Origin of the sequence: Pseudomonas sp. PvP089 (assembly GCF_017875165.1) — a bacterium.
In the GTDB taxonomy this organism is placed as follows: domain Bacteria; phylum Pseudomonadota; class Gammaproteobacteria; order Pseudomonadales; family Pseudomonadaceae; genus Aquipseudomonas; species Aquipseudomonas fortuita.
In genome coordinates this window covers 5,227,438-5,240,844 of the sequence record NZ_JAGGME010000001.1, presented here as the reverse complement: position 1 = coordinate 5,240,844, position 13,407 = coordinate 5,227,438, and the positions used below count along the sequence as shown (strand labels likewise).

The 13,407-nt window shown below is 63.1% G+C and carries 12 protein-coding genes; 7 read left to right on the top strand and 5 right to left on the bottom strand.

Annotation, left to right across the window (positions count from 1 at the left end; translation table 11 throughout):
* Positions 1-3: 3 nt before the first annotated feature.
* Positions 4-858, top strand: coding sequence for a D-hexose-6-phosphate mutarotase (locus tag J3A71_RS23910; RefSeq protein ID WP_209953359.1), 855 nt, complete (start codon positions 4-6; stop codon positions 856-858).
* Here J3A71_RS23910 and hexR read toward each other — a convergent pair.
* A complete protein-coding gene (gene hexR, locus J3A71_RS23905; RefSeq protein WP_172455959.1) occupies positions 851-1,714 on the bottom strand; it encodes a DNA-binding transcriptional regulator HexR in 864 nt (287 codons plus the stop codon). The genes J3A71_RS23910 and hexR overlap by 8 nt on opposite strands.
* Positions 1,715-1,925: 211 nt before the next feature.
* Between hexR and zwf the strand changes: the two genes are divergently transcribed.
* Genes zwf through J3A71_RS23890 form a run of 3 tightly spaced genes read left to right on the top strand, consistent with a single transcriptional unit; the run spans position 1,926 to position 4,793 of the window.
* A complete protein-coding gene (zwf, locus tag J3A71_RS23900) occupies positions 1,926-3,395 on the top strand; it encodes a glucose-6-phosphate dehydrogenase (RefSeq protein ID WP_016485100.1) in 1,470 nt (489 codons plus the stop codon).
* Entirely contained in the window at positions 3,382-4,095 is a 714-nt protein-coding gene (gene pgl / locus J3A71_RS23895) for a 6-phosphogluconolactonase (RefSeq protein ID WP_023048429.1), read from the top strand. The genes zwf and pgl overlap by 14 nt, the downstream gene beginning before the upstream one ends.
* 17 nt (positions 4,096-4,112) lie before the next feature.
* On the top strand, positions 4,113-4,793 hold the full coding sequence (locus J3A71_RS23890) for a bifunctional 4-hydroxy-2-oxoglutarate aldolase/2-dehydro-3-deoxy-phosphogluconate aldolase (protein ID WP_016485102.1): 681 nt from the start codon (positions 4,113-4,115) through the stop codon (positions 4,791-4,793).
* Positions 4,794-4,908: 115 nt separating this feature from the next.
* Here J3A71_RS23890 and leuA read toward each other — a convergent pair whose 3' ends face one another.
* From leuA to J3A71_RS23870, 4 genes are all read right to left on the bottom strand, one after another.
* Positions 4,909-6,582, bottom strand: coding sequence for a 2-isopropylmalate synthase (leuA, locus tag J3A71_RS23885; protein ID WP_023048427.1), 1,674 nt, complete (start codon positions 6,580-6,582; stop codon positions 4,909-4,911).
* 442 nt (positions 6,583-7,024) lie between these two features.
* Positions 7,025-7,852 carry a M23 family metallopeptidase gene (locus J3A71_RS23880; RefSeq protein ID WP_016485104.1) on the bottom strand — a complete coding sequence of 276 codons (828 nt, stop codon included), beginning with the start codon at positions 7,850-7,852 and terminating at the stop codon, positions 7,025-7,027.
* Between the two features lie 3 nt (positions 7,853-7,855).
* The gene (gene xseA / locus J3A71_RS23875; protein ID WP_024717654.1) at positions 7,856-9,235 is read right to left on the bottom strand and encodes an exodeoxyribonuclease VII large subunit; all 1,380 of its coding nucleotides are present in this window, start codon (positions 9,233-9,235) and stop codon (positions 7,856-7,858) included.
* A gap of 205 nt (positions 9,236-9,440) precedes the next feature.
* On the bottom strand, positions 9,441-10,319 hold the full coding sequence (locus tag J3A71_RS23870) for a LysR substrate-binding domain-containing protein (RefSeq protein WP_016485106.1): 879 nt from the start codon (positions 10,317-10,319) through the stop codon (positions 9,441-9,443).
* Positions 10,320-10,416: 97 nt separating this feature from the next.
* Between J3A71_RS23870 and J3A71_RS23865 the strand changes: the two genes are divergently transcribed.
* The 3 genes from J3A71_RS23865 (at position 10,417) to guaB (ending at position 13,333) form a co-directional block, all read left to right on the top strand.
* Positions 10,417-11,172, top strand: a complete 756-nt coding sequence (locus J3A71_RS23865; RefSeq protein ID WP_209953357.1) for a sulfite exporter TauE/SafE family protein — start codon at positions 10,417-10,419, stop codon at positions 11,170-11,172.
* Positions 11,173-11,219: 47 nt separating this feature from the next.
* Positions 11,220-11,777, top strand: coding sequence for a sugar ABC transporter ATPase (locus J3A71_RS23860; RefSeq protein ID WP_096425645.1), 558 nt, complete (start codon positions 11,220-11,222; stop codon positions 11,775-11,777).
* Between the two features lie 86 nt (positions 11,778-11,863).
* Positions 11,864-13,333 (top strand): IMP dehydrogenase, encoded by a 1,470-nt coding sequence (gene guaB, locus J3A71_RS23855; protein ID WP_012270723.1) that lies wholly within the window; start codon positions 11,864-11,866, stop codon positions 13,331-13,333.
* Positions 13,334-13,407: the final 74 nt, after the last annotated feature.

The window sequence follows — 13,407 nt, the reverse complement described above, 5'->3', positions numbered from 1 at the left end:
ACCATGCCAGAACATCCGCTCCATCGCTTCTTTTCCTCGCAGCGGCCAAGGCCGACATTCGAGTGGGAGCGTTACCAGCAGCGCGATGTGCTGATCATTGATCACCCCCGTTGCCAAGCGGTATTCAGCCGCCAGGGCGCGCAACTGCTGCACTTTCAACCGGCAGGTGAGCGGCCGTGGCTGTGGTGCGCCGAGCAGTGGCCGCAGGTGGGGGCGATCCGTGGCGGGGTGCCGGTGTGCTGGCCGTGGTATGGCCGCCACCCCAGCGAGGACCTGTGGCCAGCCCACGGCTGGGCGCGCTTGCTGGACTGGAAGCTCGTAGACAGCCGCGAAGACGAGGAAGGCGTTACCTTGAAGTGGCGCCTGGACCTGTGCGACTGGCAGGTCGACCTGCACGCCAGCCTGGGTAGCCGTATGGAACTGAGCCTGAGTACCGAGCACCAGGACAGCGAACCTTGCCAGCTGAGCCATGCATTGCTGGCCTATTGGCGGATCAGTGACGTCTCCGAGATAGCGCTGTCCGGGCTGGAGGATATCGAAGGTTATGACCGCCTGAATCGTCAGGCCTGCCGTGAAGATGGCGCGCTGAAGCTCAAGGGTGGCTGCCAGAAGGTCTACCCGGGCACGCCGCGGGTGCAGTTGCAGGACCCGGCCTGGCAACGCGAGCTGTGCATTGACACCGGTGACAGCGATGACACCGTGGTCTGGCACCCGGGCAACCGACCGTTGATGGGCGTGACTGGCCGTGAAAGCCAGCGTTTTGTCTGCGTCGAGGCCGCCAGTGGCAGTGGCGAGGGCCTGAGCCTGGCGCCGGGGCAGCGTGCCCACCTGCGCCTGCAGGCGCACCGGCTCAGTTGAGTTCGTCGTCCTCGATCGGGTAGCGGCTGGCGTTCAGGCTTTCCTTGATCTTGCGCAGGTGTGGCTGGAAGTCGACGCCGCGGCGCAGGGTCATGCCGGTAGCCAGCACATCGAGCACGGTCAGCTGGATGATCCGTGAGGTCATCGGCATGTAGATGTCGGTGTCTTCCGGCAACGGAATGTGCAGGCTCAGGCTGCAGGCATTGGCCAGTGGCGAGCCGGCGGCAGTCAGGCCCAGCACCGAGGCGCCGTTTTCGCGGGCCAGGCGGGCCACTTCGACCAGTTCGCGGGTGCGCCCGGTGTAGGAAATGATCACGAACAGGTCGCCGGTGTGGGCCACTGAGGCCAGCATGCGCTGCATCAGCACATCGGCGTGGGCCGATACAGCCAGGTTGAAGCGGAAGAACTTGTGCTGCGCATCCAGGGCCACCGGGGCTGAGGCGCCCAGGCCGAAGAAGTGGATCTGCCGGGCCTGGATCATCATGTCCACGGCACGGCTGACCTGCTGCGGGTCCAGTAGCTGGCACGCGCCGTCGAGCGAGGCGATGGCACTGGCGAAGATTTTCTGGGTGTAGGCTGCCGGGTCATCGTCGGCCTCTACCGCGCGGCTGACGTAAGCGGCGCCGCTGGCCAGGCTTTGCGCCAGCTGCAGCTTGAGTTCGGGGTAACCGCTGACGCCGAACGAGCGGCAGAAGCGGTTGACGGTCGGTTCGCTGACCTTGGCCGCCTGTGCCAGCGCAGCAATGCTGAAACGGGTGGCTTGTTGCGGGTTGAGCAGGATGACTTCGGCGACTTTGCGTTCGGCCTTGTTCAGCTCGTCGAGGCGTCCCTGGATCTGTTCCAGGAGGTTTCGCACGCGGTCCATGGGTGTGTCCTTGGGTCGGGAAGACAGCCGGCTGGCGAAGCAGCAGGCTTTTTGCACGGTCGTCTATCGTACTGTTGGTGCGGATGGCGCACCACTTGTCTGTAATACTTGTGTGTAATGTTGTGGTTTTTACTACATTATCCCTTGAAAACCGTATGTGAAAGCGGTATTCCTAGACAAACTTTAGGAAAGAACCTACATCATGGCTGCAATCAGTGTCGAACCTTGCACATTTGCCCTGTTTGGCGCCCTCGGTGACCTGGCATTGCGCAAGCTGTTTCCTGCGCTCTACCAGCTCGACCGGGCTAACCTGCTGCACCCCGACACGCGCCTGCTGGCGCTGGCCCGCGAGGCAGGCAGCGCACAGGAGCACCTGAACAGCATCGAAGCCCACTTGCGCCGGCATGTGCCCGAGGCCGATATCGAGCCTGCTGCATTAGGCCGTTTCCTGGCCCGGTTGAGCTACCAGCACCTCGACTTTCTGCAACCCGAGGGTTACCAGGCACTGGCCGAGCAGCTGCCGGGCGAACTGCCGCTGATCGCTTACTTCGCCACGGCGGCAGCGGTGTACGGGGCCATTTGCGAGAACCTCGACAAGGCCGGGCTGGCTCCGCGTACCCGGGTGGTGCTGGAAAAGCCCATCGGCCACGACCTGGAGTCGTCACGCCGGGTCAACGATGCCGTGGCACGGTTCTTCCCCGAAAACCGGGTTTACCGCATCGACCACTACCTGGGCAAGGAGACGGTACAGAACCTGATTGCGCTGCGCTTCGCCAACAGCCTGTTCGAAACCCAGTGGAACCAGAATTCCATCTCCCACGTGGAGATCACCGTGGCCGAAAAGGTGGGTATCGAAGGCCGCTGGGGCTATTTCGACAAGGCTGGCCAGTTGCGCGACATGATCCAGAACCACCTGTTGCAGTTACTGTGCCTGATCGCCATGGACCCGCCGAGCGAGCTGTCCGCCGATGCCATTCGTGACGAAAAGGTGAAGGTGCTCAAGGCCCTGGCACCGATCACTGGCGAGGGTTTGAGCACCCGAGTGGTGCGTGGTCAGTACATTGCCGGCTACAGCGAGGGCAAGCCGGTGCCGGGTTACCTGGAAGAAGACAACGCCAACGCCAGCAGCGACACGGAAACCTTCGTCGCCCTGCGTGCCGACATCCGCAACTGGCGCTGGTCGGGCGTGCCGTTCTACCTGCGTACCGGCAAGCGCATGCCGCAGAAGCTGTCGCAGATCGTCATTCACTTCAAGGAAACGCCCCACTACATCTTTGCCCCGGAACAGCGTTTGCAAGTCGGCAACAAGCTGATCATCCGCCTGCAACCGGACGAGGGTATTTCTTTACGGGTGATGACCAAGGAGCAGGGCCTGGACAAAGGCATGCAACTGCGCAGCGGCCCGTTGCAGCTTAATTTTTCCGACACCTGGCGCAGCACGCGGATTCCGGACGCTTACGAACGCCTGTTGCTCGAAGTGATGCGCGGTAACCAGAACCTGTTCGTGCGCAAGGACGAAATCGAATATGCCTGGAAGTGGTGCGACCAGTTGATTGCCGGCTGGCGTAATGCAGGCGATGCGCCCAAGCCTTACGCGGCGGGCTCCTGGGGGCCGATGAGCTCGATAGCTTTGATCACACGCGATGGGAGGGCGTGGTATGGAGATATCTGAATTGAATTTTCCAGCGACTGTGAAGGTTCACGACCTGGCGGATGCCAAGGCGTTGGCTGCCACCCTGGCCCATGATGTTGCCGAACGCCTTCGTGCAGCGATTGCTGCCAAGGGCCAGGCCTGCGTGGTGCTGTCGGGTGGCCGCAGCCCGGTGCCATTCCTTGAGCAGTTGGCCAGTGAAACCCTGGACTGGGCCAAGGTCACCGTCAGCCTGGCCGATGAGCGCTGGGTGCCGGTGGAGCACGCTGACAGCAACGCCGGGCTGTTGGCCCGCCATCTGCTCAAAGGCGCGGCAGCCAAGGCCCGCTTTGTCGGCCTGTACCAGCAGGCGGACAACCTCGATACCGCAGCTGGCAAGGCCGACCAGGCTCTGCTCGCACTGCCGCCAATCGACGTGCTGGTACTGGGCATGGGTGATGATGGCCATACCGCCTCGCTGTTCCCTGGCAGCCCAAACCTGAAAGCAGGCCTGGACCTCGCCAGCGGGCGTCGCTGCCTGCCGTTGCTGGCGCCGAGCGTGCCGCACCAGCGCCTGTCGATGACCCGCTCGCTGCTGGCCAGCGCCGCCTTCACAGCGCTGTCCGTGCAAGGGCCGGGCAAACTCGCTACCCTGCGCGCCGCGCTGGCTGGCAACGACCTTACTGAAATGCCGATTCGCGCTTTTCTTCACGACCCCCTGGACATCTACTGGTGCCCATGAGCCAAGGATCCACTGTCATGACCACCCTCGAACGCCCACAGCCAAAGCTCTCGATGGCCGCCAAAGCCGCCCGGATCGACGCCATTTGCGAACAGGCGCGCATCCTGCCGGTAATCACCATCGCCCGTGAGGAAGACATCCTGCCGCTGGCCGATGCCCTGGCCGCCGGTGGCATCCGTACCCTGGAAGTGACCCTGCGTTCGCAGCATGGGCTCAAAGCCATTCAGGTGCTGCGTGAACAGCGCCCGGAGTTGTGCGTAGGCGCGGGTACCGTGCTCGACCGCAGTATGTTCGCCGCTGTCGAGGCTGCCGGAGCACAGTTCGTCGTTACCCCGGGCATTACCCAGGACATCCTGAAGGCGGGCGTGGACAGTGAAATCCCGCTGCTGCCGGGCATCAGTACGCCATCCGAAATCATGATGGGCTATGCCTTGGGCTACCGCCGGTTCAAGTTGTTCCCGGCTGAAATCAGCGGCGGCGTGGCGGCGATCAAGGCCTTTGGTGGCCCGTTCGGCGATATTCGCTTCTGTCCAACCGGCGGCGTGAACCCGGCCAACGTGCGTAACTACATGGCCTTGCCCAATGTAATGTGCGTGGGGGGTACCTGGATGCTCGACAGCAGCTGGATCAAGAACGGTGATTGGGCGCGGATCGAAGCGTGCAGTGCCGAGGCGATGGCGCTGCTGGACGCCAACTGAATTTGTTGTGTGCTTTACGGCTTGTGGGGCGCTTGGTCGGCGCCCCTTTTTTTTTGCCCCGAATAATGGAAAAAGCCCGCTTTCAACAGCGGGCTTTTTCTTTTCGCAAGCGTGCTCAGGCTGCCTTGGCATCCTGCTGGCTCAGCGAGCGGTTCAACGCGCTGAACAGTGCCTTGAAGCTGGCCGTGGTGATGTTTTCATCGATGCCCACGCCATGCACCGGGCGGCCACCGGCCACGCGCAGTTCAATGTAGGCTGCGGCCTTGGCATTGGTGCCTGCGCCAATGGCGTGCTCGTTGTAGTCCATGATCTCCACGGCAATCGGCAGGCCGGCTACCAGGGCTTCGAGGGCACCGTTGCCCTTGCCGCGCCAGTGCAGGGTGGTTTCGCCTTCACCGGCAACTTCCACTTCCACGGCGCTGTGGCCGTTTTCTTCCTGCAGGCGGTGGCTGACCAGCGCGTATGGCGCGTTGGCCTGGAGGTATTCCTTGTGCAGCAGGCTGTAGATCTGCTGGGCGGTCATTTCCAGGCCGAGGCGGTCGGTTTCACCCTGAACCACCTGGCTGAACTCGATCTGCATGCGGCGTGGCAGGCTGATGCCATATTCCTGTTCGAGCAGGTAGGTGATGCCGCCTTTACCCGACTGGCTGTTGACGCGGATAACCGCCTCGTAGCTGCGGCCGATGTCGGCCGGGTCGATTGGCAGGTACGGTACCTCCCACAGTTCGCCTTCCTGCTGCTTGGCGAAACCCTTGCGGATGGCATCCTGGTGCGAGCCGGAGAAGGCAGTATGGACCAGGTCGCCCACGTACGGGTGGCGTGGGTGCACCGGCAGCTGGTTGCACTCTTCGACCACCTTGCGCACGCCGTCGATGTCGGAGAAGTCCAGCAACGGGTCGATGCCTTGGGTGTAGAGGTTCAGGGCCAAGGTCACCAGGTCGACGTTACCGGTACGCTCGCCATTGCCGAACAGGCAGCCTTCGGCGCGGTCGGCGCCGGCCATCAGGCCCAGCTCGGTGGCAGCAATACCGGTGCCACGGTCGTTGTGGCAGTGCAGGCTGATGATCACGCTGTCGCGGCGGCTGACATTGCGGCAGAACCACTCGATCTGGTCGGCGTAGATGTTTGGCGTGGACACTTCCACCGTGGCCGGCAGGTTGAGGATGATCTTGTGCTCAGGCGTCGGGTTCCACACCTCGATGACTGCATCGCAGACTTCCTTGGCGAACTCCATTTCAGTGGCGCTGAAGGTTTCTGGCGAGTACTGGAAGGTCCACTGGGTTTCCGGCTGCTGGGCAGCGTACTTGACGAACAGCTTGGCGGCGTTCACCGCGATGTCTTTTACGCCTTGCTTGTCCTGGTTGAAGACAATGCGGCGGAACGACGGGCTGGTGGCGTTGTACAGGTGAACGATGGCCTTCTTCGCACCGCGCAGCGATTCGAAGGTGCGTGCGATCAGGTCTTCACGGGCCTGGGTGAGCACCTGGATGGTGGTGTCGTCCGGGATGTGGCCGTCCTCGATCAGGGTGCGAACGAAGTCGAAATCGGTCTGCGAGGCAGACGGGAACGACGCTTCGATTTCCTTCACGCCCACCTGCACCAGGGTCTTCCAGAAGCGCAGTTTCTTCTCCGAATCCATCGGCTCGATCAGCGACTGGTTGCCATCACGCAGGTCGGAGCTGCACCAGATCGGCGCGGCGGTGATGGTCTTCGACGGCCAGGTACGGTCAGGCAGGTCGATGGTCGGAAAGGCGCGGTATTTCTTCGAAGGGTCTTTGAGCATGGTCATGGAAGCAATCCTTTTGTGTGCGGCCGAGATCGGGCCTGCCGAGCGATAACGAGATGAAGAGGCGAGGCGACGCGATTCAGCCTGGTAGTCGGGCGCTGACCAGGCAGAGGCTGCGATGTTGTCGGAGCAGGATGAGGGTGCTGAAGGTTTTCATGCCCTCAACCCTAACCAGAGAGGTCAGGGATGGCAAGTGTCCAGAAAAAATTGAGAGGAATGCTTAAAAAAAGCGATTAGGCGAGATTTTATGGCTGTAATTTGTTGAGTGTTTCGTGATTTTTGCGCGGTATATTTCGATGGCGCAACCCAGTGGTAAGGGGGCTGCCTGTGCTGGCCTCTTCGCGGGTAAACCCGCTCCAACAGGGATCGCGCCGCATTTGAAAGCTACGTCGTACCTATGGGAGCGGGTTTACCCGCGAAGAGGCCAGCATAGGCAGCGCAGGTCTCAGGGTTGGAACGCGCCGATGAAAATAGCCGGGTCCACCCGCGCATCATTCAGGCTGACGTTCCAGTGCATGTGCGGCCCGGTTGCCCGCCCGGTCGAGCCCACGCGACCGACCACCTCGCCACGGCGCAGTGATTGCCCCACCTGCACATCGATCTTCGACATGTGGCAGAACATGCTGATAAAGCCCTGCCCATGGTCGACGAACACCGTGCGGCCATTGAAGAAGTAATCCCCCACCAGGATCACCTTGCCATTGGCCGGTGTCTTGATCGGTGTTCCCGCTGGCACTGCAAAGTCCAGCCCGGCATGCGGGTTGCGCTCTTCACCGTTGAAGAAGCGGCGCACGCCGAATTTGCTCGACAGCGGGCCGTTGACCGGCTTGTCGAGGACCAGGTTGCTTGGCAGGGTCGGGCTGAAGCTGCGGTAGGCCTTGATCTGTTCGGCCAGCTCGCGGTCGATGCGCTTGAGGTCGGCCGGGTTCGGGTTGACCTGGCGAGTGTTCTTCAGCGTGATGCGCTGTTCAGGGTATTTCTTGCTCCCGACGCTGAAGGGCAGGGTGCGGCCGTCCTGGCTCAGCACGGCAGTGCCGGGCTTCTGGGTCAGCGGGATGCCGACGATGGCCAGCCAGTTGTCCTGCTCCTTCACCACCAGCACCGGCTTGCCGTCGAAACGGGCGCTGGGCGCGCTTGTGGCGGGGCCCAGGTCAACCACCGCCACGCCACCCGGCACCGGCTTGTTCAGTGTGCGGGTGATATAGCTGGCCTGGGCGCCGCCGGCGAGCAGCACGAGGGAGAGGGCGAGCAGGGGCGCGAGCAGGCGGGGCATGTGTCAGTCCAGTAATGAGAGGGTGACCGGGGTCAGGTGGTTGTCTTCGACCCGCACCTGCAGTTCGCCTTCGTTCAGGCGGGCGGTCAGGCGCTGGCCATTGCGGGTCTGTTCGGCACTGCGAATGGCCTGGCCCTGGTCGTCCAGCAGGATGCTGTAGCCGCGGGCGAGGGTGGCCAGCGGGCTCACCACCTGCAGGGTTTGCAGTTGGGCCTGGAAGCGTTGGCGGCGGTCTTTCAGCACCTCGCGCATGGCCCGTGGCAGGCGCTCGGCCAGGCTGTCCAGGCGCTGGCTCAGCAATTTCAGGTTGCGCCCCGGGTGCTGCGCGGCCAGGCGCGTGTCCATGCGTGCCACGCGCTCGCGGCGCTGATTGAGGCTGAGCATGAAAGCGCGGCGCAGGCGCATGTCCAGGTCGTCCAGGCGCTGGGCCTGCTGGCGCAGGCGTTCGCCCGGGTGGCGCAGGCGCCGGGTCAGTGATTCCAGGCGCAGCCGGTCATGGGTCAGGCGGTTCTGCATGCGCAGCAGCAGGCGCCGCTGCAGGCCGTCCAGCCGTTGCTGCAAGCCACTGTTGTCGGGGGCCAGCAACTCCGCGGCGGCAGACGGCGTGGGTGCCCGTACGTCGGCAACGAAGTCGCTGATCGATACATCGGTTTCATGGCCCACGGCGCTGACGATAGGGGTGACGCAGGCGGCTACGGCACGCGCCACGGCTTCTTCGTTGAAGCACCACAGGTCTTCGAGCGAACCACCACCGCGGGCCAGTATCAGCGCGTCGAAACCAAGGCTGTCGGCCAGGCGAATGGCGCGCACGATCTGCGCGATGGCTTCACGGCCCTGCACCGCCGTGGGAATCAGGTTCAGCTCCACTTGTGGAGCGCGGCGGCCGAACACGCTGATGATGTCGCGGATCACGGCGCCGGTAGGCGAGCTGATGATGCCGATACGTTGAGGGTGGGCCGGTAGCGGTTTTTTGCGTTCGGCGCTGAACAGCCCCTCGGCACTGAGCTTTTCCTTCAGCGCCTCGAAGGCCAGGCGCAGTGCGCCGTCGCCGGCCGGCTCGACGGTGTCGAGGATCAGCTGGTAGTCGCCACGCCCTTCAAACAGCGAAACCTTACCGCGTACCCGCACCGCCAGGCCGTCGCGCAGCGCCTGGCGCACCCGCGTGGCGTTCTGCCGGAACAGCGCGCAACGCACCTGAGCGCCGCTGTCCTTGAGGGTGAAGTACATGTGGCCGGATGCCGGGCGGGCAAGGTTGGAGATTTCGCCTTCCACCCAGACGCTGCGGAACACGTCTTCCAGCAGCACGCGGGCGCGGCCGTTGAGTTGGCTGACGGTAAGGACCTCACGGTCCAGGCCGAGTCGTTCGAAGGGGTCTTTGATCATGGCAGGCATCATAAAGGACATCGGCCCCGGTTGTCTGTCTTGCCCCTACTGCCAGCCTTGACCCAATCCTTGTGGAGGCGGCCTTACGTCGCGAAAGGGCCGCAACGCGGCCCCGGCACTTCATGCGGCGAAGCTGAAAACCTGGGGCCGCTTCGCAGCCCTTTCGCCACGCAAGGCCGCTCCCACAAGATCGCAGCCGGTGCCTTCAGCCCTGCATCGTCGCCACGAACTGCCGCACCATCTGCCCTGCATCGCGACGACAGGCCAGTGCCACTGTGCTCTGGCAATCACCGTCCAGCGCCACGAAGCTGACTGAAGCCGGCGCAATCTCACGCATGCACTGCGGCAACAGCGCCACCCCGAACCCCGCCTGAATCAGCTGCAACTGCGTGGTCTTGCGCGACAGCACCTGCGCCGCTTGTGGGAAGAAGCCTGCCTCCATGCACAGCGAAGCCGACAGGTAACTCAGCCCGCCACGGTCCCGGTGCGGGATGGAAATGAAGCGCTCTTCCCTCAGCTGCTCCAGTTTCACCCGTGGCGCGCTGGCCAAGGGGTGCCCGGCAGCGACCGCCAGCAACAAGGGTTCGCTGAACAGTTCATGCAGCACCACACCTTCGTGCTGACGCAGCACCGGCAACCGCAGCAGGCCGATATCCAGCCGCCCGGCAGCAATATCTTCCAGCTGTGCCTCCGAAGACTGCTGCGCAATCTCCAGCGAAACCCCCGGGTTGTCTTTCAGGTAGTCGGCCAGGCGAGCCAGCAGCGTGCCGGTCAGCGGCACGGTACTGGAATGGTTCAGGCGCAGACTGCCTTGCAACCCCTCGCCAATGTCGCGGGTTACCCGCTCGGCTTGTGCAAGGTCGGCCAGCAAGCGCCGCGCCCGTTCAAGCAATGCTTCGCCGGCCAGTGTCAGGCGTGGCAGGCGCGCGGTGCGTTCGAACAGCGGCGTGCCCAGTTGCTGCTCCAGCTCCTTGATCTGCCGGCTAAGCGCCGACTGGGCGATGTACAGCCGTTCGGCGGCAGCGCTGAAACTGCCGCACTCGGCGATTTCAACGAAGTAACGCAACTGGCGGATCGAGGTCATGCCATGCCTTTTTGAGATGGGTTTGACAGTAAAGGCATATTAGTCGGCATGGCTCGTGTCTGGCTAATCTTTGCCTGTCTTCCCAGGAACCGCTGCCATGCTCGCCCAACTGTCGTTTTCCGGCCTCGATTGGCTACCCATCCTGCTGGGTGTCGGCGTTGCTTATGTCGTATTCGGCATTGCCGGTTTCGGTACCGCGCTGGTGGCCGGGCCGATATTGATCCATTTCATGCCGTTGTCGCGCATCATCCCGCTACTGGTGCTGCTGGACTTCGTTGCCGCGTTCGGCAACCTGCTGCCGTCGCGCCGGGATGTGGTGCGCAGCGAGTTGTTGCGGCTGTTACCGTTCATGGCCCTGGGCTGCACGTTGGGCGTGGTGTTCCTGCTGCAACTGAAATCCGACCTTTTGCTGCTGTTGATGGGCGTGTTCGTGACCGCCTATGCGTTATACGGGCTGGCAGTGAAGGCCCGGCCGGCCACCCTGTCAGGCTTGTGGGCGGTGCCGATGGGTACGGCAGGCGGATTGTTCGGGGCGCTGTTCGGCAGTGGCGGGTTTCTTTATGCGCTTTACCTGAGCGCACGGCTGGAGGTAAAGGAACAGGTTCGCGCCACCCAGAGTGCGCTGATCAGTTGCAGTACCGTAGTGCGCCTTTCGCTGTTCCTGATCGCCGGTGTCTATGCCGACCAAAGCCTGCTGCTGCTCGCCGCCTGCTTGCTGCCAGTCATGTTCGTCGGCCTCTGGGTGGGGCGCCGGCTGACCAACCGGTTGTCGCGTGAGGCTTTCGTTCGCCTGGTCACCTGGCTGGTGCTGGCCAGCGGCCTGGCGTTGATCGATCGCTACCTGAGCGCCTGAGCGGTAGAATTGCGCCATTACCGGCGTTTTTCAGGCTTGTCCCGTTCATGAACACCCAGAGCATCATCGTTCCCAAGCTGTCCACCGTCCCGGTGCATGAAGCCCGCGCGCGCGCCATCGTGCGCTGGTTGGTGCGCGAAAAAGTCGTCGAAGAGCAGCTGACCACCTGTGGCCGCACCGGCAACCGCATGGGCCATGCCCTGGCCGCAGGGGCGCGCAAGGTGGCCCTTCATCCGGAAAAACTGCCCTTCGACCAGCCGGTCAACGGCATGGAGGTGGTGCTCAAGCGCTGCATCTACACCCCCACCGAAGGTTTTCTCGAAGAGGCCGGTTGCCCGGAGTGCCGGCGCGAGGTGGGCGAGCCGCTGTTCGAAAGCCTGGAGGAGTGGACGCCGGCGGTGACCGACAACTTCACCTGCCCGCTGTGCGGCTTTGAAGATGACATCAATGGCTTCATTTACCTGCAGCCATGTGCCTTTTCCAACCTGGGGTTCATCTTCAACAACTGGGGCGCGGCCGGGTTTACCCAGGCCTTTCTCGACAGCTTTGCCGACTGGCTCGACCAGCCGGTGACCGTGGTGCAGGTAAAACTGCCACAAGGCTGACCGAAGGCCCTTATTTTGCATTGAGCGGCGCGCCGTGGATGAGTATAATGGCGCGCTTCCATTTTTCCCGCCCGGGAGCCCCCGCGATGCTGCGTATCAGCCAAGAAGCCCTGACCTTCGACGATATCCTCCTTGTACCTGGCTATTCCGAGGTACTGCCTAATGAAGTCAGCCTCAAGACCCGTTTGACCCGTGGCATCGAGCTGAACATTCCGCTGGTTTCCGCCGCCATGGATACCGTGACCGAAGCGCGTCTGGCCATTGCCATGGCCCAGGAAGGCGGCATCGGCATCATCCACAAGAACATGACCATCGAGCAGCAGGCCGGCGAAGTACGCAAGGTCAAGAAGTTCGAGGCTGGCGTGGTCAAGGACCCGATCACCATCGAAGCCGACGCCACCGTGCGTGACCTGTTCGACCTGACCCGCCTGAACAACATTTCCGGTGTTCCAGTGCTGGCGAATGGTGACCTGGTCGGTATCGTCACCTCCCGTGACGTACGCTTCGAAACCCGCCTGGACGCCAAGGTCCGCGACGTGATGACCCCCAAAGAGCGTCTGGTCACCGTCCGCGAAGGCGCCGACAAGAACGAAGTCCGCGAGCTGCTGCACAAGCACCGCCTGGAAAAGGTCCTGATCGTTGACGACAAGTTCAACCTCAAGGGCATGATGACCGTCAAGGACATCGAAAAAGCCAAGGCTTACCCGCTGGCCAGCAAGGACGACCAGGGTCGCCTGCGCGTTGGCGCTGCGGTCGGCACCGGCAAGGACACCGGCGAGCGTGTTGCCGCGCTGGTTGCCGCTGGCGTTGATGTGGTGGTGGTCGACACCGCACACGGTCACTCCAAAGGCGTGATCGACCGCGTTCGCTGGGTGAAGGAAACCTACCCGCAAGTGCAGGTGATCGGCGGCAACATCGCCACCGGCGCCGCAGCCAAGGCCCTGGCCGAAGCTGGCGCTGACGCCGTCAAGGTCGGCATCGGCCCAGGCTCCATCTGCACCACCCGTATCGTTGCCGGTGTCGGCGTGCCGCAAATCAGCGCCATCGCCAACGTTGCTGCCGCACTGGAAGGCACTGGCGTGCCACTGATCGCCGACGGCGGTATCCGCTTCTCCGGTGACCTGTCCAAGGCCATCGTTGCCGGTGCTTCCTGCGTGATGATGGGTTCGATGTTTGCCGGTACCGAAGAGGCCCCAGGCGAAGTCGAACTGTTCCAGGGCCGTTCCTACAAGGCCTACCGCGGCATGGGCTCGCTGGGTGCCATGGCACAGGCGCAAGGCTCGTCGGACCGTTACTTCCAGGACTCCTCGGCCGGCGCCGAGAAGCTTGTTCCTGAGGGGATCGAAGGCCGTGTGCCTTACAAGGGCGCCCTGGCTGCGATCATCCACCAGCTGATGGGCGGCCTGCGTTCGTCCATGGGCTACACCGGCAGCGCCACCATCGAAGAGATGCGCACCAAGCCGGAATTTGTACGCATCACCGGTGCCGGCATGGCCGAGTCCCACGTGCATGACGTGCAGATCACCAAAGAAGCCCCTAACTACCGCGTAGGCTGAGGCTTCCAGCAATACAAGCATGCGGGGCTGTCACGACAGCCCCGCGTCGTTTCCGATTTCCACTGACGAGATTG